At 57.8% G+C, this 24,486-nt stretch carries 20 protein-coding genes; 7 read left to right on the forward strand and 13 right to left on the reverse strand.

Annotated features, from left to right (window positions below; all coding sequences use genetic code 11):
* Nucleotides 1-4: 4 nt before the first annotated feature.
* Nucleotides 5-943 (reverse strand): 16S rRNA (cytosine(1402)-N(4))-methyltransferase RsmH, encoded by a 939-nt coding sequence (gene rsmH, locus DOLE_RS14375; protein WP_012176209.1) that lies wholly within the window; start codon nt 941-943, stop codon nt 5-7.
* Between the two features lies 1 nt (nt 944).
* Nucleotides 945-1,385: a division/cell wall cluster transcriptional repressor MraZ gene (mraZ, locus tag DOLE_RS14380; protein WP_012176210.1), complete on the reverse strand. Its 441-nt coding sequence runs from the start codon at nt 1,383-1,385 to the stop codon at nt 945-947.
* 242 nt (nt 1,386-1,627) lie between these two features.
* Here mraZ and DOLE_RS14385 point away from each other — a divergent pair, with 242 nt between their 5' ends.
* The 3 genes from DOLE_RS14385 (at nt 1,628) to DOLE_RS14395 (ending at nt 6,443) form a co-directional block, all read left to right on the forward strand.
* Complete coding sequence (locus DOLE_RS14385) at nt 1,628-2,623, forward strand: tRNA 4-thiouridine(8) synthase ThiI (RefSeq protein ID WP_012176211.1); 996 nt, start codon at nt 1,628-1,630, stop codon at nt 2,621-2,623.
* Nucleotides 2,624-2,743: 120 nt separating this feature from the next.
* Nucleotides 2,744-5,290: a penicillin acylase family protein gene (locus tag DOLE_RS14390; RefSeq protein WP_012176212.1), complete on the forward strand. Its 2,547-nt coding sequence runs from the start codon at nt 2,744-2,746 to the stop codon at nt 5,288-5,290.
* 298 nt (nt 5,291-5,588) lie between these two features.
* Nucleotides 5,589-6,443: an alpha/beta hydrolase gene (locus DOLE_RS14395; protein ID WP_012176213.1), complete on the forward strand. Its 855-nt coding sequence runs from the start codon at nt 5,589-5,591 to the stop codon at nt 6,441-6,443.
* Nucleotides 6,444-6,459: 16 nt separating this feature from the next.
* Here DOLE_RS14395 and rsgA read toward each other — a convergent pair whose 3' ends face one another.
* Both rsgA and DOLE_RS14405 read right to left on the reverse strand, forming a co-directional pair.
* On the reverse strand, nt 6,460-7,530 hold the full coding sequence (gene rsgA / locus DOLE_RS14400) for a ribosome small subunit-dependent GTPase A (protein ID WP_012176214.1): 1,071 nt from the start codon (nt 7,528-7,530) through the stop codon (nt 6,460-6,462).
* 393 nt (nt 7,531-7,923) lie between these two features.
* The gene (locus DOLE_RS14405; RefSeq protein WP_041280601.1) at nt 7,924-9,861 is read right to left on the reverse strand and encodes a heavy metal translocating P-type ATPase; all 1,938 of its coding nucleotides are present in this window, start codon (nt 9,859-9,861) and stop codon (nt 7,924-7,926) included.
* 9 nt (nt 9,862-9,870) lie between these two features.
* On the opposite strand from DOLE_RS14405, the gene DOLE_RS18315 reads away from it, so the two are divergent.
* The gene (locus DOLE_RS18315) at nt 9,871-10,095 is read left to right on the forward strand and encodes a hypothetical protein (protein WP_153304448.1); all 225 of its coding nucleotides are present in this window, start codon (nt 9,871-9,873) and stop codon (nt 10,093-10,095) included.
* 192 nt (nt 10,096-10,287) lie between these two features.
* On the opposite strand, the gene DOLE_RS14420 is transcribed toward DOLE_RS18315, so the two are convergent.
* The 7 genes from DOLE_RS14420 to DOLE_RS14450 form a co-directional block, all read right to left on the reverse strand.
* Nucleotides 10,288-10,923 carry a hypothetical protein gene (locus tag DOLE_RS14420; protein ID WP_012176216.1) on the reverse strand — a complete coding sequence of 212 codons (636 nt, stop codon included), beginning with the start codon at nt 10,921-10,923 and terminating at the stop codon, nt 10,288-10,290.
* Complete coding sequence (locus DOLE_RS14425) at nt 10,907-11,458, reverse strand: YeeE/YedE thiosulfate transporter family protein (protein ID WP_012176217.1); 552 nt, start codon at nt 11,456-11,458, stop codon at nt 10,907-10,909. The genes DOLE_RS14420 and DOLE_RS14425 overlap by 17 nt, the downstream gene beginning before the upstream one ends.
* Nucleotides 11,455-11,997: a YeeE/YedE thiosulfate transporter family protein gene (locus DOLE_RS14430; protein WP_012176218.1), complete on the reverse strand. Its 543-nt coding sequence runs from the start codon at nt 11,995-11,997 to the stop codon at nt 11,455-11,457. The genes DOLE_RS14425 and DOLE_RS14430 overlap by 4 nt, the downstream gene beginning before the upstream one ends.
* 2 nt (nt 11,998-11,999) lie before the next feature.
* Nucleotides 12,000-13,088 (reverse strand): sulfurtransferase, encoded by a 1,089-nt coding sequence (locus DOLE_RS14435; RefSeq protein WP_012176219.1) that lies wholly within the window; start codon nt 13,086-13,088, stop codon nt 12,000-12,002.
* Nucleotides 13,089-13,103: 15 nt separating this feature from the next.
* Nucleotides 13,104-13,577 carry a redoxin domain-containing protein gene (locus tag DOLE_RS14440; protein WP_012176220.1) on the reverse strand — a complete coding sequence of 158 codons (474 nt, stop codon included), beginning with the start codon at nt 13,575-13,577 and terminating at the stop codon, nt 13,104-13,106.
* Nucleotides 13,578-14,597: 1,020 nt separating this feature from the next.
* Nucleotides 14,598-15,974 (reverse strand): sigma-54-dependent transcriptional regulator, encoded by a 1,377-nt coding sequence (locus DOLE_RS14445; protein WP_041281221.1) that lies wholly within the window; start codon nt 15,972-15,974, stop codon nt 14,598-14,600.
* A 20-nt stretch (nt 15,975-15,994) separates the two neighbouring features.
* Nucleotides 15,995-17,782 (reverse strand): ATP-binding protein, encoded by a 1,788-nt coding sequence (locus DOLE_RS14450; protein WP_012176222.1) that lies wholly within the window; start codon nt 17,780-17,782, stop codon nt 15,995-15,997.
* Between the two features lie 432 nt (nt 17,783-18,214).
* On the opposite strand from DOLE_RS14450, the gene DOLE_RS14455 reads away from it, so the two are divergent.
* Both DOLE_RS14455 and DOLE_RS14460 read left to right on the forward strand, forming a co-directional pair.
* Nucleotides 18,215-18,697 (forward strand): Spy/CpxP family protein refolding chaperone, encoded by a 483-nt coding sequence (locus DOLE_RS14455; RefSeq protein ID WP_012176223.1) that lies wholly within the window; start codon nt 18,215-18,217, stop codon nt 18,695-18,697.
* 491 nt (nt 18,698-19,188) lie between these two features.
* On the forward strand, nt 19,189-19,572 hold the full coding sequence (locus DOLE_RS14460; protein WP_012176224.1) for a response regulator transcription factor: 384 nt from the start codon (nt 19,189-19,191) through the stop codon (nt 19,570-19,572).
* 52 nt (nt 19,573-19,624) lie between these two features.
* Here DOLE_RS14460 and DOLE_RS14465 read toward each other — a convergent pair whose 3' ends face one another.
* Together DOLE_RS14465 and DOLE_RS14470 are read right to left on the reverse strand one after the other, a co-directional pair.
* Nucleotides 19,625-21,121: a hybrid sensor histidine kinase/response regulator gene (locus DOLE_RS14465; RefSeq protein WP_012176225.1), complete on the reverse strand. Its 1,497-nt coding sequence runs from the start codon at nt 21,119-21,121 to the stop codon at nt 19,625-19,627.
* Complete coding sequence (locus tag DOLE_RS14470; protein WP_012176226.1) at nt 21,111-22,598, reverse strand: PAS domain-containing sensor histidine kinase; 1,488 nt, start codon at nt 22,596-22,598, stop codon at nt 21,111-21,113. The genes DOLE_RS14465 and DOLE_RS14470 overlap by 11 nt, the downstream gene beginning before the upstream one ends.
* A gap of 191 nt (nt 22,599-22,789) precedes the next feature.
* On the opposite strand from DOLE_RS14470, the gene serA reads away from it, so the two are divergent.
* Nucleotides 22,790-24,382, forward strand: coding sequence for a phosphoglycerate dehydrogenase (serA, locus tag DOLE_RS14475; protein WP_041280605.1), 1,593 nt, complete (start codon nt 22,790-22,792; stop codon nt 24,380-24,382).
* The last annotated feature ends 104 nt before the right edge of the window (nt 24,383-24,486 follow it).

Genomic DNA, 24,486 nt, shown 5'->3' on the forward strand with positions numbered 1-24,486 from the left:
GTGGTTATACTTTTTCCGCGGCCCGCAGCCGCACGCTTCGGGCCATGGGGTTTGCCTGAACCTCTTCCGCTGTCGGCACCAGGGCCTTGCGGGTAACGATCCGGCACTCCCGCTGCTTGCTGCACGAACAGACCGGCAGGCCGGGAGGACAGACACACGCTTTCTCCCACAGCTTCATCCGGCGCTTGACCATCCTGTCTTCCAGCGAATGAAACGACAGGACGCAAATCCGGCCCCCCGGCTTTATGCGGTCGATCACCGTGTCCAGAAACCGCTCCAGGTTCTCAAGCTCGGTGTTGACCGCGATGCGAAGGGCCATGAACACGCGGGTGGCCGGATCGATCTTTGCCGTGTGCCGCTCTTTTGCGGGATACGCATCAGTCACGATGCGGGCCAGCTGCCCGCTGGTAGTGACGGGCGCCGACCTTCTGGCCTCAACAATGCGGCGGGCGATTCGGGAGGCATACCGCTCTTCCCCGAACTCCCTGAAAATCCGTACCAGGTCGGCCTCGGCCGACTGGTTGACAAGGTCTGCCGCCGTCAGGCTCTGATCCGGGTCCATGCGCATGTCCAGGGGCTCGTCCTTTCGAAAGGAAAAGCCCCGGCCGCTGCCGTCGATCTGGTAAAAGGAGAGCCCCAGGTCCAGCAAGACACCATCAACTGCCGGTATATCCAGGCTGGAAAGGATCTCCGAAAAATCGGCGAAATTGCCCCGAACATATAAAACGCGCTCTCCAAAAACGGAAAGCGCCTGTTTCGCGTGAGCCAGGGCCGCGGGGTCTTTGTCAATGCCGATCAGCAGCCCTTCCGGAAGAATTTGTTCAGCGATACGGACCGCATGTCCCCCGCCCCCCAGAGTGCAGTCCGCAACGATCTTTCCCTTTTCGCAGTTGAGAAGGGCGACCGCTTGGTCGGGCATGACCGATGTGTGGCGAAACGACATGTTAAAGTCCCAGCTTTTCTATTTCATTCTGAAAATCCTCATCGTTCATATCGTCTTCATGCAGATTTTTCTGTTCTTCCCACTTTGCCCGCGACCAGATCTCGAAATGATCCGATATGCCGATAAGCACGATCTCCTCTTCAAGCCCGGCGTCCTGGCGAAGCTCCGGCGGAATCAGAAGGCGCCACTGTTTGTCCGGCTGGCATTCGGACGCACGCCCGATAAAAAACCGGCGGAACCGGCGCATCTGGTTGCCCTTCTTCTCCAGCATCACCATTTTGGCCTCTATTTTTGACCACTCCTCCAGGGTGTAGGCATAAAGCCCGCCTTCAAAAAAGGTGATCATGGCGGTGCCGTCGGCCCCTATAAGATCCCGAAAACGGGAGGGGATGACGATTCTGCCCTTTGGGTCAATTCTGTGATAGGAAGTGCCTCGAAACATAGTTACTCCACTTTGCTCCACTTTGCTCCCCTTCAATTTACACTCCCTGAACCCAGAGTCAAGAAAAAAAGAATAAAAAATGATTTATTTTTTTAATAATTTATCTGACAAAAAATCAGCGGATTTGCCCTGGTGATTGTCACTTTCCTGTTGAAAAAGCGCGGCGATGCTTTTAGATTACCCCAAAATGACTTTTTCGGCCCCACACGCCGAAATTTAATCTTTAATTTTGGCAACAGAACATGACCGACGACAAACAGAAAGTCCGTGCCCTGGGCCTGTGTTCCGGCGGACTGGACAGCATGCTGGCGGCCCTGGTGCTTCGGGACCAGGGCATTGAGGTCTGCTGGGTCTGCTTTGAAACCCCCTTTTTCAGCGCGGCAAAGGCGGTGCGGGCGGCCGAGGCCCTCGATATCCCCCTTACCGTGCAAAACATCACCGGCCGGTATGTTCCCATGCTCAAGAACCCGCCCTGCGGGTATGGCCAGCACATGAACCCCTGCATGGACTGCCACGCCCTGATGTTCAACATCGCCGGGGGTATCATGAAGGAGAAAGGATATGATTTTCTGTTCAGCGGTGAGGTGGTGGGCCAGCGGCCCATGAGCCAGACCAAGCCTTCCCTGCGGTACGTGGAAAAACATTCCGGGTTTGACGGATACATTCTCCGGCCCCTGAGTGCCCTGCTGCTGCCCGAGACCGAGCCGGAAAAGGCCGGCCTTGTGGATCGAAACGGACTGCTGGGGCTTTCCGGCCGGTCCCGCAAGCCCCAGATGGAGATGGCCCGGCGGTTCGGCGTCTCCGACTACCCCTCTCCGGCGGGCGGATGCCTGCTCACGGACAAGGGGTTTTCCCAGCGGCTGCGCGATCTTTTTGCCCACCAGGAGACCTGCACGGAAAATGATGTTCTGCTGCTCAAGTACGGCCGCCACTTCCGGCTTTCGCCCACGGCCAAGCTGGTGGTGGGACGGACCCGGCAGGACAACCAGGACATTCTGGACCACAGCACCGGCCTCAACGCGACGGTCCTCAAGATCAAGCAGTTTCCCGGCCCCACGGGCCTGCTGATCGGAGAGCCCGGCGAAGGGGCGCTCCTCCTGGCCGCCGGCATCTGCCTGGGATACAGCAAGGCACCGGATGACAAGCCCGCGGCCGTAAACGTGGCCGCCGGAAAACAGCAGCAGACCGTCACCATGATGGCCGTTCCTCCGGACAAGGTCCGACACCTGCTGATATGACACTTGAATCCTTACCCCTCAGTTTTTTCTTGACCTTTTCCCGCGCCTGACTATATATTGGCCAATCGATCAAACAATTTTTTACAATTTCACCAGACGCATACAACCAAGGAGAACGCCATGAAAACCGGTTCTTTAACCCGTACCTGCCGGATCTGCGTGCCTGTGATGACCGCCCTGCTCCTCTGCCTGGCCACCACCGGCTGCGCCCCGCTGCTCAACAGCGTCTTTGACAACGCCCTGCCCCCCATGGAGGGGGTCCAGACGGTTCCCGGCCTGGCGGAAAAGGTCACGGTACAGCGCGACAACATGGGCATTCCCATGATCGACGCCGCCTCACTGGAGGACCTGGTCTTTGCCATGGGGTATGTCAGCGCCTACGACCGGTTTACCCAGATGGAGGGCTTCCGGCTGGTGGGCCAGGGCCGGCTCTCCGAGCTGATCGGCAAGGCCACCCTGGAAATGGACATCTACCTGCGGGCGTTGAACGTAAACCAGGTCGCCACAATCCTTTACGAAAGCGCGTCTCCTGAACTGCTTCACATGCTTAAACGCTACAGTGAAGGCGTCAATGCCTACATGGACCAGGCGCCCCGGCCCATGACCCTCAAGCTGGCCGGATACACACCCGAGCCATGGACCGCCCTGGATTCCGTGCGTGTGTTCGTGGTGCTCACCCTGGGCCTGGCCCAGAACCTTCACGAAGAGATCAACATGCTCAACGTGGCCCGGAAGGTGGCTGTTGACGACCTGGCGTGGCTTTTTCCCATCTACCCCGACGAGCCCCTGCCCTTTGACGAGATCAAAAAGCTCCAGGGGCTGGACCTGACGGCAGCGGCCGGGGATATTCAGGCCCTCTGCGACACGGCCCGCTCCGTCAACCAGGTGCTGGTGCCGGCTGCCGCGGCCTCCAACAACTGGGCCGTGTCCGGGCGCCGCACCCGGTCCGGCAAACCCATCCTGGCCAACGACACCCACCTCCCCCTGTGCATGCCCTCCATCTGGCACATGATGCATCTCAAGTGCCCGGGACTTGAAGGCGCCGGAGTTGCCCTGGCCGGGGTACCGGGCATCATCGCCGGATACAACGGCCACATGGCCGTGGGCATGACCATGGTGATGGCCGACAACCAGGACGTGTTTTTAGAAAAGATCAAACGGGAGCCGGACGGCCTCTATTACCTTTACAAAGACCAGTGGAAAAAGGCCGCGGCCCGGCAGGAGACCTTCCGGATCAAGGGCGAAAAGGACACGGTCCGCACCATCTATGAAACCGCAAACGGCGTGCTCATGAATGACATTCTCACCGTCTCGCCGCGCCACGATCTGATGCCCCAGCCTGTAAACAATTCGCCCCTGGGCATCGCCGTAAAATGGGCCGTTATGGAACCGGACCAGTCAATGGAAACCTTTTTCAGCATCATGCGATCCAAATCCGTGGACGAGGTGCTGGCCCATACCCGAAAAGGCCACTCCATTATTCCGTTGAACCTGGTGATGGCCGATGAAAAAGACATTGCCTGGCAGGTCACCGGCCGGTATCCCCTGCGCAAAAAAGGCCGGGGCCTTTGCCCCTCACCGGGGTGGACCGGTGAATACGGATGGGAGGGTTACCTGGATCCGGCCCTGCACCCGTCAGTGAAAAACCCGGACACCGGTTACGTGGGCACGGCCAACCACCGCACCGTACCCGCCGACTTTCCCCATGTACTCTCCTCTTCCTGGTACTATCCGGACCGGGCCCAGCGCATACAGCAAATGATCGAGACAACAGACATCTATGACGCGGACACGGCCAGAGCCATGCAGCTGGATGACTACTCAGTCTTTACCGAGACCGTTAAATCCCTTCTGCTGGACCCGGCCATGGCAGAGCGCATGACCGCCACATGGCAGGCCGCCGGACAAATTGAGGCCGGGCAGAAGGCCCTGGACCTGCTTTCCGGCTTTGACGGCCGCATGGCCGTGGACTCACCGGGTGCGGCCCTGTACGGGGCCTTCCTGTTCTGCCTGGGAGAAAACCTGTTTGCAGACGAGATGGGCGGCACCGGCTCCCAGGCCTACCACTCCCTGCTGGAGACCTTTCTGATGGCCTATTCGGCCCTGCACGACCATCTCACCGACCGGTGCGAAACAAGCCCCTTCTGGGACGATATAACCACCCCGGAAAAAGAGCAGCGGCCGCAGATCCTGGCAGACACCCTGGCCGATGCCGTGGCCCTGGTGGAAAAACGGTGCGGCAAAGACACGGCCAAATGGCAGTGGGGAAAGCTGCACACCGCCACCTGGAAAACCGATGCCTCCCTGCTGGCCGACTACATGGGCTTTTTCGACCGTACCGGTATCAAGTTTCTCTCCGGCTATTTTGACCGGGGGCCTTATCCAGCGCCCGGGGACCACACCACGCTGAACGTGGCGGCCTACTACCCGGGGAAAAACTTTGACGTGTGGCTGATTCCGGCAATGCGCGTCATCGCGGATTTCGGCGGCGAGGAGCCGCTGACCGGCATCAACAGCTCGGGCCAGTCGGACAACCCGGCCAGCCCCCACTACGACGACGGCATCACCGCCTGGCGTGAGGGTCGGTACAAGGAATTTCCCTTTGCAAAGGAGGGTGTGGACGCGCTCTACACAAACGTGCTGACCCTGGAACCGGCGGCCAGATAAACCTGTTGTTATCCGGAAACGGTTTTAAAAGGATTCAGGCCGGCAAAAAGATTCATCGGAATCGAAATCGATTCCCCTTGACGAATTTTTTCCTCCAGATATTGCACAAGTTGATGCCGGGTACTATATATAATCCTGTACGTTATATGGTTCGGCACCAGCAGAGCCCAGCTTTTTAATGTCTCAGCCTGTCTGGACCGGACAATTTGGAATGGCAGAAGGCTCGCCCGAATAATCGGGCAGTGACAACGGAAGCTCAATACCGATACCGATTTCGACAATAAGGAAGGAGTTCGCCATGCAGAGTTACCAGCACAGCATGGGGGTATTGCTCAACAGGAACAACATCCGTATCTTCTATCGCAGCTGGACCGTTGATGAACCGGTCGGGCTGGTCTTTCTCTGCCATGGCCTGGGCGAACACTCCGGCCGGTACAGCCACCTGATTCAGGCGCTGCGGGGCCGGGGCATCTCCTTTTACGCCTTGGACCACAAGGGCCACGGCAAGTCCGGGGGCAAGCGGGGCCACACCGACAGCTTTACCGATTACTGCGACGACATTCACCAGTACATCACCGACCTGATCCGGCCCGACCTGCCGGACCTGCCCATGATCATGCTGGGCCACAGCATGGGCGGCCTGATCGCGGCCCTTCACGCCCTGACCTACCCCGGCGACATGGACGCGCTGGTGCTGTCCTCCCCGGCCTTTGAACCCACGGTGCCGGTTCCCGCGGTCCAGCGGCTGGCAGCGGCCCTGGCCGTCCGGCTGATGCCGCGCCTCTCCCAGAACAACAAGCTGGACCCGGAACACCTCTCCTCAAACCGGGAAACCGTGGAGGCCTACAAAAGCGACCCCCTGGTCCACACCATGGTCACGGTAAAATGGTTTGTCGAGTTTACCGCCGCCACCCGTCGCTGCATGGAACAGGCGGGCCGGGTCACCGCGCCCCTGCTGGTGTTTCACGGCGGCAACGACGCCATTGTGTCGCCCGACGGCAGCAAAGCCTTTTATGAAAAGGCGGGCAGCACCGACAAAACCCTGAAAATCTTTTCCGGCCTGCGCCACGAAACCATGAACGAAACCCCGGAAAAACGGGAACCGGTCCTGGAAATGGTATCCGACTGGATTCTGGACCACGTAAAAAAATAGGGGCAGCCCCGGCCGGCTATTTTTTTAGCTGTTTCTTGACGGATTTAACATATTTTCCAAAGTTGCGGTCTTTTTTTCTCTTCTCAACATAGGACATCTGGTAGAACGCCGACTCCTGCCGCAGCTTGATGTAATTGTCATAGTGGGCGCGGCTGATTGCGCCTGAATTTACCGCCTCAAGCACGGCGCAGCCGGGTTCGGCGGTGTGGGTGCAGTTGCCGTAGCGGCACCCGGTTCCAAGCCCGGTAATGTCTGAAAAGTTCTCTTCCATTCCGCTTTCGGCCCCCAGAAGGCCGAACTCGCGCATGCCCGGGTTGTCGATGACCAGGGCCCCGCCTTCAAGCAGCAGCAGTTCCCGGCGTACGGTGGTGTGCCGGCCCTCGCCGGTGCCGCTGACACCCCTGGTCTCAAGCAGTTCCCGTCCGAGCAGGTGATTGATCATCGTGCTTTTGCCCACCCCGGAAGACCCGACAAAGCAGTAGGTCTGTGCCGGCGCCAGTATTTGTTTAAGATCGGCCATGCCCCGGCCCGTGACATTGCTCAGGGTCAGCACCGGCGCCGTCACCCCGGCGGCCCGAATTTGCGCCACCTGGGATGCCAGCACCTCCGGCCCGACCAGGTCCGTCTTGGTCAGAAGAATCCAGGGCTCGGCCCCGCCGTCTTTTACCATGACAAGGTACCGCTCCAGCCGGTTTACGTTAAAATCAAAATGGCAGGACTGGACGATAATCACGCAGTCCACGTTTGCCGCGATCATCTGGTAGTCCACGACATCCCCGGCGGCCCTGCGGCGCAGCGCGCTTTTTCGCTCCAGGACCGCGCGCACCCGGCCCAGTTCGCCGGCCGGGTCTTTTTCAACGCACACCCAGTCCCCCACGCAGGGCAGTTCCTGGACCAGATGGTGGCGAAACAGATAACTGCCCGCCGTCTTTGCCCGAAAAGTGCCGGCCGGGTCCATGACCAGCAGCAGATCACGGTCCACCGCCACAACCCGGGCAATGGTATCCCCGGGCCGGCATTCGGCGGCCCTCTCTTCAAACCACTCATTCCAGCCCAGAGGGGCCAGATCAGGGTATCGGATTTTCATTTGTCACCAGTCACCAGAATATTCTATTTCGGGCACGGCATTAATTTTATACATCGTAACTGAAAAACCACCCCTCCTTTTTTTCCTGAAGCCTAAAGCCTATTCTCTTGACATGTCAATCGAAAAACATGGCATTGGCATGCGCCATAATGCAGGGTCTGAATGACGGGAAGGCCGGCTGTCCTGTTTGTAGTGTGCCCGTAAGGGCATTGGAAATGGACGGTTTCAAACGCCTGACCCGTCACTACAAACAGGAAGGGGTGTGAGAATTTTTCTTCGTGATCTTCGTTTTCTTCGGGTGCTTCGTGTTGAAAACAGCAGGAGTGACTGGCACGGCAGGCCGCTGGTGGGGAAACACTACCAGCGACGCCAACCGCTTACCATCAGAATCCATCACTCTTTTAGCAGCCTTGCGTTCACTGCCACGATCACCGTGGACAGAGACATGACAACGGCCCCAGCCGACGGCGGCAGCAGAAACCGGAAGAACGGATATAGGATACCGGCCGCAAGCGGAATGGCGATAATATTGTAACCCGCCGCCCACCAGAGATTCTGCACCGTTTTCGAGTGGGTCGCCCCCGAGAGTTCAATAACATGGATGACATCCCTGGGATCGGAACGGACCAGCACGATATCGGCGGTTTCCATGGCCACATCCGTTCCCGCGCCGATGGCGATACCCACATCCGCTTCGGCAAGCGCCGGCGCATCATTGATGCCGTCGCCCACCATGGCCACCCGCAGTCCTTTTTTCCTGATTTCTTTAATACGGGTGGACTTCTGGTCGGGCAGCACATCGGCAAAATAGTCATCCAGCCCCAGTTCTCCAGCAACAGATTCAGCCACGGCCCGGGAGTCACCGGTCAGCATCATGACCTGAAGCCCCATCTCCTTTAAACGATGAACCGCGTCCTTCGAAGATTGCCGCACTATATCTTCCATGGCCAGCGCGCCTTCGGGCCGGTCGTCCACCAGCAGATACACCACGGTGTTGCCTTTTTCGGCAAGTTCATTCACCCGTTGGTTTTGAACGTCGATCCCGTTGTCTTTGAGATAACCGGGGCTGACCACCTTAACAGCGAGATCCTCAACAGTCCCTTCGGCCCCCTTCCCTGGAATTGCCTTGAAGTTTTCAGGCCCGGCAACGTGTAGTTCCTTTTTTTTCGCTGCTTCAACAATGCCGGCGGCTATGGAATGTTCAGACCGGCTTTCCAGTCCCGCGGCCAGCCGGAGGATATCATCCTCTGAACGGTCTCCCAGGGAAACCACCGCGGATACGCCGAACCGCCCTTCGGTCAGGGTGCCGGTTTTGTCGAACACGATGACATCGAGATTCCGTGCCGCCTCAAAGGCCGTACGGTCTCTTATCAGCAGCCCCTTTTTTGCGGCAATGGCCGTGGATACGGCCACCACAAGGGGCACGGCCAGGCCCAGGGCATGGGGGCAGGTGATAACCATCACCGTCACCATCCGCTCCAGGGAAAAGACGAATTCCCTCCCCGCGATAAGCCATGCGGCCAGGGTTACGGCCCCGGCGGTAAGGGCGACAATCGTCAGCCAGAATGCGGCCCGGTCCGCCGTGCCCTGGGCTTTGGATCCGGATTCCTGGGCCTGCCTGACCATCTCCACCACCTGGGAGAGATAGGTGTCATCCCCGGTTTTCTGCACGGCGACCGTAATAGCGGACTCGCCGTTGATACTCCCCCCGATGACGGTATCCCCTTCTCCTTTTTCCACGTGTTTGCTTTCGCCGGTAATCATGGACTCGTCAATGCTGGTGCGGCCATTTACGATCTCGCCGTCCACGGGAACCTTTTCACCGGGTTTGACCGCCACGCGGTCGTCCTTTTCAAGCCCGGATACGGGCACTTCTTCTGTTTCGCCATCCGATTTGAGGCGGTGGGCCTTTGACGGAATCAGTTTGACCAGTTCTTCCAGCGCGCCGGAGGCGCCCATGACGCTCCGCATCTCAATCCAGTGCCCCAGAAGCATGATGTCGATCAGGGTGGCCAGTTCCCAGAAAAAGACCTTTCCGGGAAGGCCGAACACCACGGCACTGCTGTAGGTATACGCGACAATGATGGCGACGCCGATGAGGGTCATCATGCCGGGGGCTTTCTTTTTCAGTTCGTCGGCAAGCCCTTTGAGGAAAGGCCACCCCCCATAGAAAAAGACAACCGTCGCGAATCCGAACTGCACCAGGGCATCCCCCGGGAAATCCCACTTCCCTTTGACCCCCAGCGCCCCCTGAATGAGCGGTGCCAGCAAAACAATGGGAACGCTCAGTACCAGCGCAATCCAGAACCGCCGTCTGAAATCCGCCACCATGTGGGCGTGATGGTCCTGGTGTCCCTGGTGCGCGCCGTGTTGCCGGTGATCCTGATGTGTCCCGTTCCCCTCTTTTTGATGTCTGGCATGATGATCGTGATTCCCATGCCCACGCCCGCCATCTTCTCCCTGATCATGGTGATGGTCAGCGCCTCCGCCATGGGGAGATGCATGATCGTCCACTGCCGCGTCTTTGTCGCCGGAATGTTTCTCATCGGCCCTGGTCATTTTTAATTTCTTCCTTTTTTATTGAAGGCTTATCACTACTGATAAAGTGACCGCAGAAAACCGGTATCCCTGTCCACCAGGACAACATCCACCAGGTCGCCGCTTTTTGAAGTGACAATCTTCACTTCAAATCCTTCTTTCTTTTCTTTGATATCGCCGATCTTGAGATTTGGGTTCCGGCCTGCCTGCAGATAATCGTCAACGATCTGCCGGGCCTCGATCAAACTCCATAATGCGGGCAAACGCTTTGTCCACTCCCGGGTGCACCTGATGATAAAGGGGGCTGTCGGGCCCGACACGCCCCCCCATATCATAGGTGAATGCCGCCATGCCCACATGACGGATCCAGTAGCCCGCCCGTACCGGACCCGCGGCGTCATAGCAGGAATGAAAATGGAGAAACGCGTCTTCCGGAGAAGGCCGTGTCTCAAGCCAGTTTTCCGGTGCCTCTGAAAAAAATACCGGGTTAATGCGATTTTCCACGGGAAGCGTCACGCTGGCGTCCGGCAGACGGGTAAAAACCGCCTCCCCTTCAAAAAGACTCGCGTTTTCCGGCAAATCACGGGTATAAAACGAGCGTTCATTAAAACAGACAAATTCGAGCCGTGTCAGGTCCCCCGGCGCCTTCGGCTTGAAATAGTAACCCACAAACGGGCCGAACCCCACCCGGCGTCCGTCCAGATCGATCTCAACAGTGGACACATATCCCCGGGGAACTGACAGCGATATGGCCTCGTTGTTGGTTTGGCCGCAGCCCGCCCCGCCAATCCAGAACATGAAGCAGACAAACAGGACCGGTACTGATAAAAGCGTTGTTTCAGCTTTCCGGCACATCTTCACCCCTTCCCCATAAAATGCCGATAGCCCATATGCAGATACCGAACACGATGACAAAAACAGCCACCGCCAGGGGTTTGCTGCCGAACCAGTCCGCAAGGGTAATCTGCCCCACATTGGTGGGGGCATAAAGCAACGGAATCAGGAATTCATGCAACTGGGCGAACAGAGCCGTTCCGGCCAGCCCCCCGAGAAGGGCGAACACCGCGTCCATCCGGCCTTCGCCGGCCGCGGCCCATGTGGTGCCCGGACAATAGCCGGACAACCCCCAGCCCAGGCCGAACAGAATACCGGCGACGCCGGTGGCCACCAGGCTGGTGGGAATAATCAGGGTACGGCCCACGCCGGCGGCCTGCAACCCCAGCAGACCGACAGAGGAAAGCAGCACCGCCGTGAGCATGAACCGCGGAATATCGCCTTCCATCATCAAATGCGCCCGCGCCATCTTATCCGCGTTGGTGGCGCCGATGCGCTGAATAACGAACCCGAATGCGATGCCGGACAACAATCCCAACCATATTTCAGTACTCATTTTTCCCCCTTTCCAATACCGCCGCCGGCCCCGCGATAGACGAAACGGGCCGTCAGCATAGCGATCCCGAAAATCAGCACACCGAAATACAGACCGCTGACGGCAAGCTGGGTGGAGCCCGACATAAAGAGGCCCAGCGTACAACCGCCCGCCAGCCTGGAAGCGAACAGAATGACAAATCCGCCCGCGAACGTGGCGGCAAACCGTTTGACTTTACTGTTGCCGAACCGCTTTTCCCATATTTCGGGAATGTCCCGCACCGGTATGCTGAAGGTACGACCCGCAATAAAGCCGCCGATGGCCATTCCCAGCACAAAGGCGAACAGCCATGATCCCGTATCCGGGATCATCCGGTAATGGGCCTTCTCCACCACATAATCCGGCGCCACGGTCTGCAGGACACCTTTCAGCGTGCTCACAAAACCGCTTGAAGAGGCCGGCGGGCCGTATGTGGCAAAAACAAAAAGAATAATGCCCGCCAGGGCAAAGGCGGCCGGAAGCCATTTCCAATATGGTGATGTTTGATTGTTTTTCCGCATAATCAACCTCCGCATGAGACATAACCGCCGGACGGTTCACCGGACGATGGTTTACCGGTTTTTCCATCCCGGGGTTTAATTCGCCTGGAAGAAACCGCCTGCCCGGAAGCGTCCGGCAGCATATCACCCACCAGGCGGTTTTCCCTTGTTTCCACGGGGAAAAACTTATCCGGATTTCCCCACTCCTTCCAGGAGGCTTCATATGTGAACACGTTTTCAAATCCCATGAGCCTCAGCACATAATAAGAAAACGAGCTTCGCCTGCCGGAGTTGCAATAAACGATGACGCCCTTTGAAGGATCAAGGCCCCTGTAAAGCGCCTGCAGTTCGGGATAGGATTTCAGGGCCTTGGTATCGGCGTCGGTCCAGGCCGATTCATAATTGATGTTTACAGCCGTGGGAATATGACCGAGTTTCAAAGGATTGCCGTCAAGGCCGGTGGTGCCCTTTTCCCCCACATACTCAGCGCGGGACCGCACATCCACGATTTGATAATAAGGATCGCCCAGCCGCTTATAAACGAATTGCCCGGTAGTCAGTTTCTCCCGGTTCACTTCCCCGGCCGGGGCCTGATACAACAACGGTTCGGGCGTCCGGGGGGCGGTTGTGACCTCGTAACCGGCATCCCGCCATGCATTGATACCGCGTTCCAGGAGCATCTTGTTTTCATGCCCCAGCACATCAAGCACCCAGAACACATAGGACGCTGTTGCGCCGCCGTCTCTTTCCACCGAATCATAAAGCACCACCGTATCCTTCCGGGTGATCCCGTGACGGCCGAGAATATCCTGGGCCTGGCGGACCCCGACGAATGTTGACGCCAGGTCTTCCCCCACATCGTTGAACTGGAACTCGGACCAGGGCAGGCGTACCGCACCGGGAATAACACTGCCGTCATAGTGGTCGTCGGTCCTGACATCCACGACCACCAGATCCGTATCCGTCAGGTGGGCTTTAACCCATTGGGCGTCCGTGATGAAATTTCCGTTGGGATAGCCCCTGGCCGTTTGATCGGCGGCGCTGAAGGACCACAGCGCCCCCAGAAACAGAACCAGGGCGATGACAAAATACCTGAAAAAGCTGTTTTTCATGGCTGCCGTCTCCTTTTATTGTTTCTTTTGGTTAACAAAAGCGATGATCGCCTCAATGTCCGGCACCTCGTGGATATCATAAATTTTAATCCATTCGACGGTGTGGTCCGGCGCGATCAGGACATTGGCCCGGTTGGAAACCCCCGTGTCATCCAGGAACAATCCGTATTGCCTGGCCACCCCGCCGTGGGGCCAGAAATCGGCCAGCAGATTGGTTTCCTTAATCCCCATGGCGTCCGCCCATGCCTGTTTGGACTTGAGACTGTCCACGCTGATGCCGTATGCCATAACTTCCAGTTCTTTGAAAACCGTATGCTTCACTTCGAGGGTGCGCATCTGGATCTCACAGATCGATGTCCAGGCCAGCGGGTGAAAAGACAGAAGGATTCTCTTGCCCGCCAGCGCCATGGGGTTTACAGCCTGATTGTCCTGATTGTTGAGAGAAAACTCCGGCGCCGTATCGCCGACTTGCAGGTGGTGATGTGTCATGGTTTTGCTCCTTCATCATTTCAGGTTTTGAAAATATGAGCCGGTGGATATTTCTAATATAATCCCATTTGCCTCAAAAGCACTTGGCGGGCGGCGCATCACGAAAACGGCCGGAAAGCGAAAAGAGTTTAATAGAATATCCCACAAAAATGATACGCTATATAAGGGCCCAGAGTAAGGATTTATTCAATTTTATCTAATCTTCTTTTGTTTCAACAGATAGCCTATTCGATCTAAATTCTTTTTCGGTTTCAGGATAAATACAACACCAAAAACAGTACATGCAAATATGACACAAGATATCATATTGCCATCATAGAATGACAACCGCAAAGAACCGGGCAAAAACAGAGAGAACAACATTTCAGCAATCTCTTGAGCCAATCACTTTGACACTCTGAATATCAAATTCATATATTCATTATAAAGCAGAAGATTAGTGCCCATCCATATGGTATCAGGGCACAAACAAGGAGTTCACTCTGGAAATTAGAATTTTTCGCAAGGTCAAGGAAAACAAGAGATTCAGAAGATGCCCACTGTTGTAAGACGCACAAGGAATCCCACAGTTTGACGCAGAGATTACGGGAAAAGCCCGTTTATGAATGAAAACTAATTGTTCGTAGAGAAAAAAGGTCTTATTTCCCTATTCCCTTTATTCTTAATTAGACACTAAAATATCTGCGTTGGGAATGTCAAGAAAAAAATATGATACTGCTTATGCGTCATGACCCGATGCATATGTAATAGCAGCGGTCGAATAAAGGGAGGCCCCGGTTTTAATACGCCCTAAAGGCATTGGGAATGGACGGTTTCAAACGCATTGGGGCGTCACTACGAACGGGAGGAGGTGTGAGAATTTTTCTTCGTGGTCTTTGTTTTCTTCGTGTGCTTCGTGTTGAGAACAGCCGGAGTTACTGGCACGGCAGGCCGCTGGTTGGGGTGGGGCAACCGTTTGAGGAGGAGATCGCTTCGCTGATTTCGATACCGATACCGATAGCGATTTCGATGAATAGGGTATCAGGAGACCCCGTACTGTTTCAGTTTTTTCTGTAATGTCTTTCGCGTGATGCCCAGGCGGCGGGCGGCCTCGCTTTTGTTGTTATCCGTGGCTTCCAGGGTTCTTAAGATGGCGTCCTTTTCCACTTCCGACAACGGCAGGCCATGGGACGCCGGGCCGGCGCCCGCGGCAAGGGGCGGAGTGGCCTGGGCCGGGGCCTGCCGCTCGGCCATCAGCAGCACGTCCTCACGGGAGAGGTATTCAGACCGGGCCAGGACCACGGCCCGTTCCACGGCGTTCATCAACTCCCGCACGTTGCCCGGCCATGAATAGGCCAGCAGGGCCTCCATGGCGTCGGGCGTAAACCCCTGGACCTGCTTTTTGTTCTTGGCGGAAAACAGGGTCAGAAAATGGTGGGCCAGCTCGGGAATGTCCTCTTTTCTGTTGCGCAGGGGCGGCACCTCCAGATTGACCACGTTGAGCCGGAAAAACAGGTCTTCCCGAAAAGTGCCGGCCTCCACCAGGGCATGCAGGTCCTTGTTGGTGGAGGCGATGACCCGTACGTCCACGTGAATGGTGCGTTCCCCGCCCACGGGGGTGACCTCTTTTTCCTGAAGCACCCGCAGCAGTTTGGCCTGCATGGACAGGGGCATCTCGCCGATTTCGTCCAGCAGAATGGTGCCGGTGTCGGCCTGGACAAACCTTCCCTTCTTGGCCTTGTCCGCGCCGGTAAAGGACCCCTTTTCATGGCCGAACAGCTCGGACTCCAGCAGGGTCTCGGTGATGGCGGCGCAGTTGATCTTGACAAAGGGGCCCTCCCTGCGGGCGCTGTTGAAATGCAGGGCCCCGGCGATCAGCTCCTTGCCGGTGCCGGATTCGCCGGTGATCAGGATGCTGGCGTCGGACGGGGCCGCCTGCTCCACGGTTTCCAGCAGCCGGGTCATGGCCGGACTGTTTCCGATGATCTGGTCCCTGGAAAACCGGCTGCCCAGCCGCTCCTTTAAGTGGCGGTTCTCCTTTCGCAGGCGGGCCGCCTCCAGAATCCGCTCCAGCGTAAGGCGCAGCTTTTCAAAATCCAGGGGCTTGGTCAGGTAGTCGTAAGCCCCTTTTTTCAGAGCCTCCACCGCCGTGTCCACCGAGGAGAAGGCGGTCATGATGATCACCGGCACTCCGGGGTTAAAAGACCGGATCTGCTCTAAGGCCTCCATGCCGGACATGTGGACCATCTTCAGGTCCATGAGCACGATGTCCGCGGGCCGGGTTTGAACATATTCCACCGCGGCCAGGCCGTCGTCGGCCTCGGCCGTCTGGTGGCCCCACCCCTCCAGAAGAGTGCGAAGCATGGAGCGGTGGCCGGCGTCATCATCAACAATCAGGATTGTGGCGTGCTTTTTCATGTTCTCCTTCTGTGTTTCGTTCATGCCGGAACGCGGATATGAAACGTTGTACCGTGGCCTTCCCGGCTCTCCACGGTGATGGTGCCGCCCAGACTCTCCACCAGCTTGTAGACAATGGCCAGGCCCAGGCCGGTGCCCCGGCTTCGGGTGGTAAAATAGGGATCGAAAATCTGCTCCATATCCTTTTCCGCAATGCCGTGGCCGGTATCTGTCACATCGATGGTCACGGTATCGTTGTTGTCGCCGTCGGACAGGGTGACGGTGAGGCGGCCCCCGCTCTCCATGGCGTCCACGGCATTTAAATACAGGTTGAGCAGCACCTGGTTGAGCCGGTCCCGGTCGGTGCGGATGACGGGCCGGGTCGTTTGAATGCGGGCCGTGGATTCTATACCCTTGTTGGTAAAATCGTTTTCCATCAGCCGCAGGGAATGCTCAATCAGCTCGCCGGGTTCTACCTCGGTTATCTCCAGGGAGACGGGCCGGGCAAACTCCAGAAGCTGGGTCACGGCCCGGTTGAGCCGTTCCACCTCGTAAATCATGGTGTCGGCGGTCTTCTTGTCCTGGTCCGAATCCGAAAACTTCTCCTTGAAATAGGTGGCAAACCCCTTGATGGAACTTAACGGGTTGCGGATTTCATGGGCCACGCCCGCGGCCAGCTTGCCGATGGCGGCCAGGCGGCGGCTGCGGGCCACCTCTTTTTCCAGGCGGCGCATGCCGGTAAGATCTTTTATCAGCAGCAGGTAGCCGGACACCCGGCCGCCTTCGTCCTGAATGGGGGAGGCCCCGATCTCCAGCACCCGGTCCACACCGTCCGGCCCCGGCACCTCCACCTCCTGGGAGACATTGCCTCCGTCCTGAACCACCTGGTCGGCCACCTGCCGCACCGGCGGCGGTAAACGGTCCATGTCCAGCGGGTCGTCATCCGTACGACAGGGCGCCATACCCAGAATCTCGGCGGCCCGGCGGTTGCACGACGTGATCTCCGGGCCGGGGCCGAAGGTGACCAGGCCGGCCGGCATGTTGGCCACCACCTCGTCGGAAAGGGCCTTGACACGGACAAAGGAGGAACGGGCCGACCGGTAGGCCTGAATGGAAAACAGCGCCAGCATGCCGGTGCACACGATCAGCAGCACCACCGTGCCGTTGAGGACTGCGCGGCGAATATAGGCGGACCGGGCCGCGTCCAGCCGGGTCATGTCAAAGCCGACAAAGATAAACTGGCGCACCGGGGGCTGGTCCATGTCCTGGAAAAAATGCATGGCGCACCAGTCGTTGAACAGCCGCTTGTGCTCTCCGGGCGGCAGCCGGTCGATCATGCTTTTGAGCCGGCCCCGGACGGCAGGGGGCCGGTCCGGCGTAAACTGCTTGAATACCTCGAATACCGGCCCGTTGTCATGCTCCACGCGGCGGTGAGAAATTGTGGAGGGGGCCTGGTCCGCCGGAATCTCCGGGAAATTCTCATACCGGCTGCCCACCCGGTCCGGGTCGCTGTGGGCAAGGATGTCGCCGGTCTCATCGGTAATCAGCAGGTAGGCGATGTCTTCCTGCAGGGAAACCTCCATGAGCAGCCGCTGCACCTTTTCCGCGCCCCACATCATCATCACCACGCCAGTGCGGGTGCCGGCCTCAAAGGAGCGGATCAGGGCCGCGCCTTTGCCTTTCATGTTTTCCACCACCCGCTGGTCATGGGTACGGATGTTGTCGACCACCACGAATACGAAGATGGGCACGGCAATCAGAAGCACCCCCACGATGCCGAACAGAAAGATGCTTTTTAAGGAAACCGTTCGTCGCTGCCTGGACTTCATAGTTTCAGAACCTTTAAATATTGATAAACGGCCCTGCATGGCCCGGCCGGTACAGGGACTGACGGAGTCGGTTATGCAAGAGAGGTGCCTTTATGTATTGAAAGCCTCCTGGCGGACCAATATAGGGGCTCGCTCTTACAGCTTCAATTGAAAGGGCCGGTTGCCTCCATTTCCGGCGGCCCCGCCGTTGTCCGAAAACTACGGGTAAATTTTACCCATATGGATACAAAAGGGTGCATAAAAAATATCCGGATTTAAGAAAACCTTACCGCCTTTACGGAAGGAAATCAACAAAAAACAATTTCAAAAACAGATTCTTATAAAAATTATTGCTGTCTGGCACGGGCCTTGCTATTCAGATAGGCAATTGAAAAATCGAAAATCAAAATTAACTTTATAAAACCGGCAAATCCGGTCTGAAAGGAGAAGTAAATGAAAAAGAGAGCACTGACAGCGGTTGTGGCGTTGTTTGTGATGGCCCTGGCCACTTACGGTTTTGCCTGGGGTCCGGACCGTTCAGGAGACTGTCCCCGGTTTCGTGGGCAAGGCGCGGAGGAAGGGGCCAATGCCCGGTCCCCGTGGAAAAGCGACCTGACGGAAGAGCAGCAGAAAGCGCTGGACGGGCTGAATCAGAAATTCATTGATGACACCGTGGATCTTCGCATCAGTATAAATACGGCGTCCGACAAGCTGGCCCTGCTGATGGAGACCTCCAAGCCGGACCGCCAGCAGATCAAAAAGCTGGTAAAAGAGATCTCTGAGCTCAAGGGAAAGCTTGCCGAAAAACATGTGGACTATCTGATGGAAGCCCGTGAGATAGCCCCTGAAGCAGGTAAACGGTTTGGTGTTGGAAAAGGAGCATGTGGTTTTGGTTTTCAGGGCCGGTCCCCCGGTCCTGGATTGTGCCGGAATTAGCAATCCGGTAATGGCGCGCGGCTGTGCCGGTCTCCTCCCCTGCGGCACAGCCTCCCCCCAACGCCATTGCCTTGCAACCGGCTCCTCCTGGCTGTGCCCTCTGCCTCCCCCCCCTCCCCCTCAAACGCGCGGGGGGCACAGCCTTTTCCTTAAAAAACCGCACACCATCTCCCGCCTTCACTTTTACGCTTGTTCTTAATCGACTTCGTTCCGGTTTGAAAAGTTTCTCTCATTCGAACACCTTCTTCGTGGTCTTCGTTTTCTTCGCGACCTTTGTGTTCAAACCGGCTGGCCGGCCAGCCTGACAGGTCTTTGATTGACACAAAGTCCCGGAGGCAAAACGCCATTTAACAAAAATCATGTGCTTCGGCAAAAAAACTGGTTTTTTCACCATGCCTCATGTAAGATACCGCCATGAAGCTGTAAAAAAACCTGTAAGCATTCTGTTTTTAATATACAATCCGACATTTAAGAAAAGGAGGGTGCATCCCATGTCGAAAAAACGCATTCTCGTGGTGGATGACGAACCCGATTTCGTCATGCTGGTGAAAAAATACTTGGAAAAGGCGGGCTTCCAGGTGGAAATGGCCTTCAACGGCGTTGAGGCCCTGGAAAAGGTCCATGCCAACCCGCCGGACGGTATGGTGCTGGACGTGATGATGCCGGAAAAAGACGGCTACGAGGTGTGCGCGGAACTCAAAGGGGATGAGAAGTACGCCGATATTCCCATTGTGCTGCTGACCGCCGTGGCTGACCACGTCAGCTCTACCCGCTACTCCCACTTTGACGGCATTTCCATGAAAGCCGACGACTATCTGCCCAAGCCCGCCTCCGCTGAAGACATCTGCGAAAGCGTCAAAAGCCTGGTAGACTAAAACAGACCGGGCCGGAAAGCGTTAAACTTTCCGGCCCCTTGTGTCTGCCGGACTAAACGTTTCTGGGCGCCGGCAGCCTGACGGTAAAGGTGCTGCCCTTGCCGGGCTGGCTCGCAAGGTCAATGGTGCCGCCCATCTGCTCCACCAGCCCTTTCACAATGGGCAGGCCCAGGCCGGTGCCCGTGATAAACCGGGTGTTCTCGTCCTTGACCCGGAAAAACTTTTCAAAAATCTTCTCCCTGTGCTGCTCGGCGACACCGAACCCGGTATCCGCCACAGACACCCTGAAAAACCCATCCTCCATGTCGGCCCGCACCACAACGGAACCGCCGTTGCCCGTGTATTGAAGGGCGTTGGCCACCAGGTTGCCAAAGATGCTTTCAAGGGCCAGGGGGTCGGCGGTCAGCTCGGGAAACGGCCCGGTCCCCAGCTCCAGGGAAAGCCTCTGCTCTCTGGCCGCGGCCCGGGACTGCATGAAGTCCACGATGCTGGCAAGCAGGTTTTCCAGCCGGATCGGCTGAATGTTGTGTGTCACGCCGCCGGACTCGATGCGGGACAGATCCAGCAGGTCCCCGATCAGGGCGATCAGGCCGCCGGTCTTCTCCTTGGCCCGGGAAAGGATGTACTGATCCTCGTTGTCGTCGTTTTCTTCGGCCATGTCCCGCAGCACCGCGCCCAGCTGCTCGTGAATGGTGGAGAGCGGGGACCGGAGTTCGTGGGACACCTTGGCCACGAACTCGGACTTGAGTTGATCGAGCAGCTTGATGGAGGTGATGTCGCCCAGGGTCACCACCGTGCCGATGCACTCGCCGGTTTCGGCCTGGACCGGGCGGCCCCGGGCAATAAGATACTTTTCCCCGCCGATGCTCAGTTCGTGGGTAAACAGGTCGGCGGCGCCGCCGTTATCGCCCCTGGCCGTGCGCCGCACCATGTCGCAAAGCACCGGATCTTCGATGTAAGTGGCGATGTCGGCACCGGGAGCGGTTTCCGGTGCCAGCCCCACCAGCAGCTTGAACGACGGATTCATCAGCACCACGGTACCGTTTTTATCGGTAACCGCCACGCCGGTGGGAAGGGACTCCACAATGGCGCTGATCCGGCTCTTTTCCGTGCCCAGGTCGGCCAGGGTCCGGCTCCGCTCCAGGGCCAGCTGCTCGGTCTCATGGATCAGGCGAATCTTGTCCAGTGCCCGTTCCACCACGATGCGCAGCTGGGCCGGGTCAAAGGGCTTTGGAATAAAGTCGTAGGCCCCCTGTTTCATGGCCTCGATGGCGGTCTCCACCGTGGCAAAGCCGGTGATCACGATCACCAGGATATCCCGCTCCTGCTGCTGAATCTCCCGCAACACATCCATGCCGTCGATGCCGGGCATCTTCAGATCCAACAGCAGCACGTCAAAAAACTCCCGGCCCAGCAGCTCCAGGGCCTCGTGGCCGTTCGCCGCCATGGACACTTCACAGTCCAGGCGCCGGAGCACGCGGACACACCCCTCGCGGATATCCTTTTCGTCATCCACCACCAGAATCTTCATGCGTTGCCTATCGTCCACTCTCGTCCTCTCCTTGTCCCGAATAGGCCGGCAGCTCCACTCTGAAAACAGCGCCCCGTTCAGGTTTGTTGGCGGCGGACACCCGTCCGCCGTGATCATCAATAATGCTGTAAACCAGGCTCAGGCCCAGGCCCGTGCCCTTGCCCTCGTCCTTGGTCGTATAAAAAGGCTCAAAGATACGGGGCAGGGTGTCGGCCGGAATACCGGGGCCGGTGTCGGCGATCTCCACCGTCACCATTTCGCCCATGGCCGACGCGCCGGTGGTGATGGTCAGCTCGCCCTTGCCTTCCATGGCCTGGGCCGCGTTGAGAATAATATTCATGAACACGTGATTGAGCTGCTGCACGTCCGCATCCACCCACAGGGCCGTGTCGGCAAACCGCTTCTCAATGGTGATGTCATGAAACAGGGTCTGGTTTTCAAGCAGAAACAGGGTACGGGCCACGCTCTGGTTCACATCCACCATGGTCCGCTGCTGGCGGGTCTGGCGGGCGAACTCCAGCAACTCCCGCACGATGTCGCTGCTGCGCTGGGCGTCCCGCAGAATGCGATGAATATCCTCGGTGACCTCCCTGCTCAGGTCATAGTCCTCCAGCAGCAGCTTGGCGTACAGCATGATGCCACCCAGGGGGTTGTTGAGCTGGTGGGCCACGCCCGCGGCCAGCTTGCCCAGGGAGGACATCTTTTCGGCCTGCAGAAGCTGGGTCTGGGTCTTCTGAAGGTCGGCCTTGATGCGCAGGTCCTCGGTCATGTCATGAAAAAACCCGATGGAGGCGATCTCCTTTTCCCCCTCGTACACAATGGAAGCGTTCAACAGGATGGGCACCGTGCCCCCGTCCTTTCTCAGGGCGTCCACCTGAAAGGACTTGAGTTTGCCTTCGCCGCCATGGTCCGGGCTGCGCATCATTCGCATGATCTCACGGGCCCCGTCACCCGGATAGATGTTGCGAATATCCAGGCTGTTTAGCGCCTCGTCCACCGTGTAGCCCGAGATCTCGGAAGCGGCCTCGTTGAAGATGATCACCTTGCCGGTTTTATCCGCGGCGATCACGCCGTCCACGGAACTTAAGATCAGGTTGCGCAAGAAGGCGTTGGACATCTCCAGCCGGCCTCGAATCTCGCCCAGCACGGTAACGTCGAAATCAATCATCACCAGGGCTTCAATGCGGTCCCCGTCAAAAATGGGATAGGAGTAAAAGCACGACCCGTCGCCGGCGATCTCAAAAGTGCCCCGGGTCACGCCGGACAGGGCCGGCCGCTTGCTGCGCAGCACCTCGCTGGCCATGCAGGTCTGGCAGGGCGTATCCCGGTTGCAGAACACCTCGTAGCATTTTTTGCCCTCCAGGGGTTCTCCCACCAGCAGCCCGGTAAAGGTGTTGGCCACCAGAATGGTATAGTCCGGAGAGATGATAAAAAACTTCCGCTGGGACGCATCAATGGACTTGATTAACAGTTCTTTTTGCGCATCGGTTCGCATAGGCGTTCCCTTCCCGCGGTTATTGAAAGATAACATCTTATTTATTTTAATGAATTATACTATTTTTTGCGGTTGTGCAAACATTTTTGCCTTGAATTTTCCCGGCAAATGGCGTAATCAGGCCCTATTGTGACGCCGTACCCACGGCGGCACTCACTTGATTGACAAGGCTTGGAGGCCATAACATGACGATGAAAGTGCTTGTATCCGACACCATTGACGCGTCCGGCGTATCCCGCCTGGAGAACGAATCCGGCTTTGCCGTTGACGTTAAAACCGGGCTTCCCCCGGAGGAACTGAAATCCATTATTGGACAGTACGACGCCCTGATCATTCGCAGCGCCACCAAGGTGACCGCCGATATTCTCGAAGCGGGTGCCCCGAAGCTCAAGGCCGTGGCCCGGGCCGGCATCGGCCTGGACAACGTGGATATTCCCGCGGCTACCAAGCACGGCGTGGCCGTGATGAACACGCCGGAAGGCAACGTGGTGACAACGGCGGAGCACACCATTGCCATGATGATGGCCCTGACCCGCAACATTCCCCAGGGGACCCTCTCCCTGCGGTCCGGCCAGTGGGAAAAGAAAAAACTCCAGGGCCGGGAGGTGTTCAACAAGACCCTGGGCGTGATCGGTTTCGGCAAAATCGGTTCCATCGTGGCCGACCGGGCCCGCCAGCTCAAGATGAACGTTATTGTCTTTGACCCCAACATCGCCCGGACCACCATTGAAAATGAAGGGTTCGAGTATGTCTCTTTAGACGACCTTTTTGCCCGGGCCGACTACATCACCGTCCATGTACCCAAGCTCAAGCAGACCGTGGGGCTTTTAAACAAGGCCGCCTTTGAAAAGATGAAAACCGGCGTGATGGTTCTCAACTGCGCCCGGGGCGGCATTGTGGATGAGGCCGACCTGTACGACGCCCTGATGTCGGGCAGGGTGGCGGCCGCGGCCCTGGACGTGTTTGTGACAGAACCGCCCGGTGAGCACCCCCTGCTCAAGCTGGACAACGTGATCGCCACGCCCCATCTGGGCGCCTCTACCAAGGAGGCCCAGGTCAACGTGGCCGAGGCCGCGGCCCACCAGATCATTGAGTTCCTCAAAAACAACACGGTGATCAACGCCGTCAACCTGCCGGCCGTGTCCGGCGACCTGCTGGAAAAACTGTCGCCCTTCACTACCCTGGCCGACCGCATGGGCCGCCTGCTGGCCCAATTTTCAGGGGCCAACATCACCGAAATCAAGATTGAATACAACGGTGACTTTCAGGGCCTGGACCTGGCGCCGGTCACCACCGCCGCGGTCAAGGGCCTGCTCACGCCCCTGGTGGCCTACCAGGTCAACTCGGTAAACGCCGCCTCCCTGGCCGGAGAGATGGGCATTGCCATCACCACCCGCAGCGAAACCCTTCCCATCGACTACACCAGCCTGATCACCATCAGCGTGACCTCCGGCGCCGGCACCCACACCGTGGCCGGCACCATCTTTGGCAAAAAGGAGGCGCGGGTGGTCCGGATCAACGACTTCCGGCTGGAGATGATTCCTACAAAAGGCCATTTTGCCATCATTCACAACCTGGACAAGCCCGGCGCCATCGGCAGCATCGGCACCACCCTGGGCACCTTCGGCGTCAACATCGAGCGCATGCAGGTGGGCCAGCAGGGCGACACCCTGCGCAACATCATCTTCCTGAGAACCGGATCGCGCATTCCCGACGATGCCCTGGCGGCCGTAAAAGAGCTGCCCCTGGTCAAGGATGTGACGGTTTTTGAGCTTGACGAATAGCAAACCGGTCTTACATTTCTATTGATATACCGCCCCCGGCCGGTGTGTGCGGCCCGTGGATCAACACCCGCAGGCAATGCCCGTGCCGGTTGCATGACCGCATA

It is taken from the genome of Desulfosudis oleivorans Hxd3, from assembly GCF_000018405.1.
Lineage (GTDB): Bacteria > Desulfobacterota > Desulfobacteria > Desulfobacterales > Desulfosudaceae > Desulfosudis > Desulfosudis oleivorans.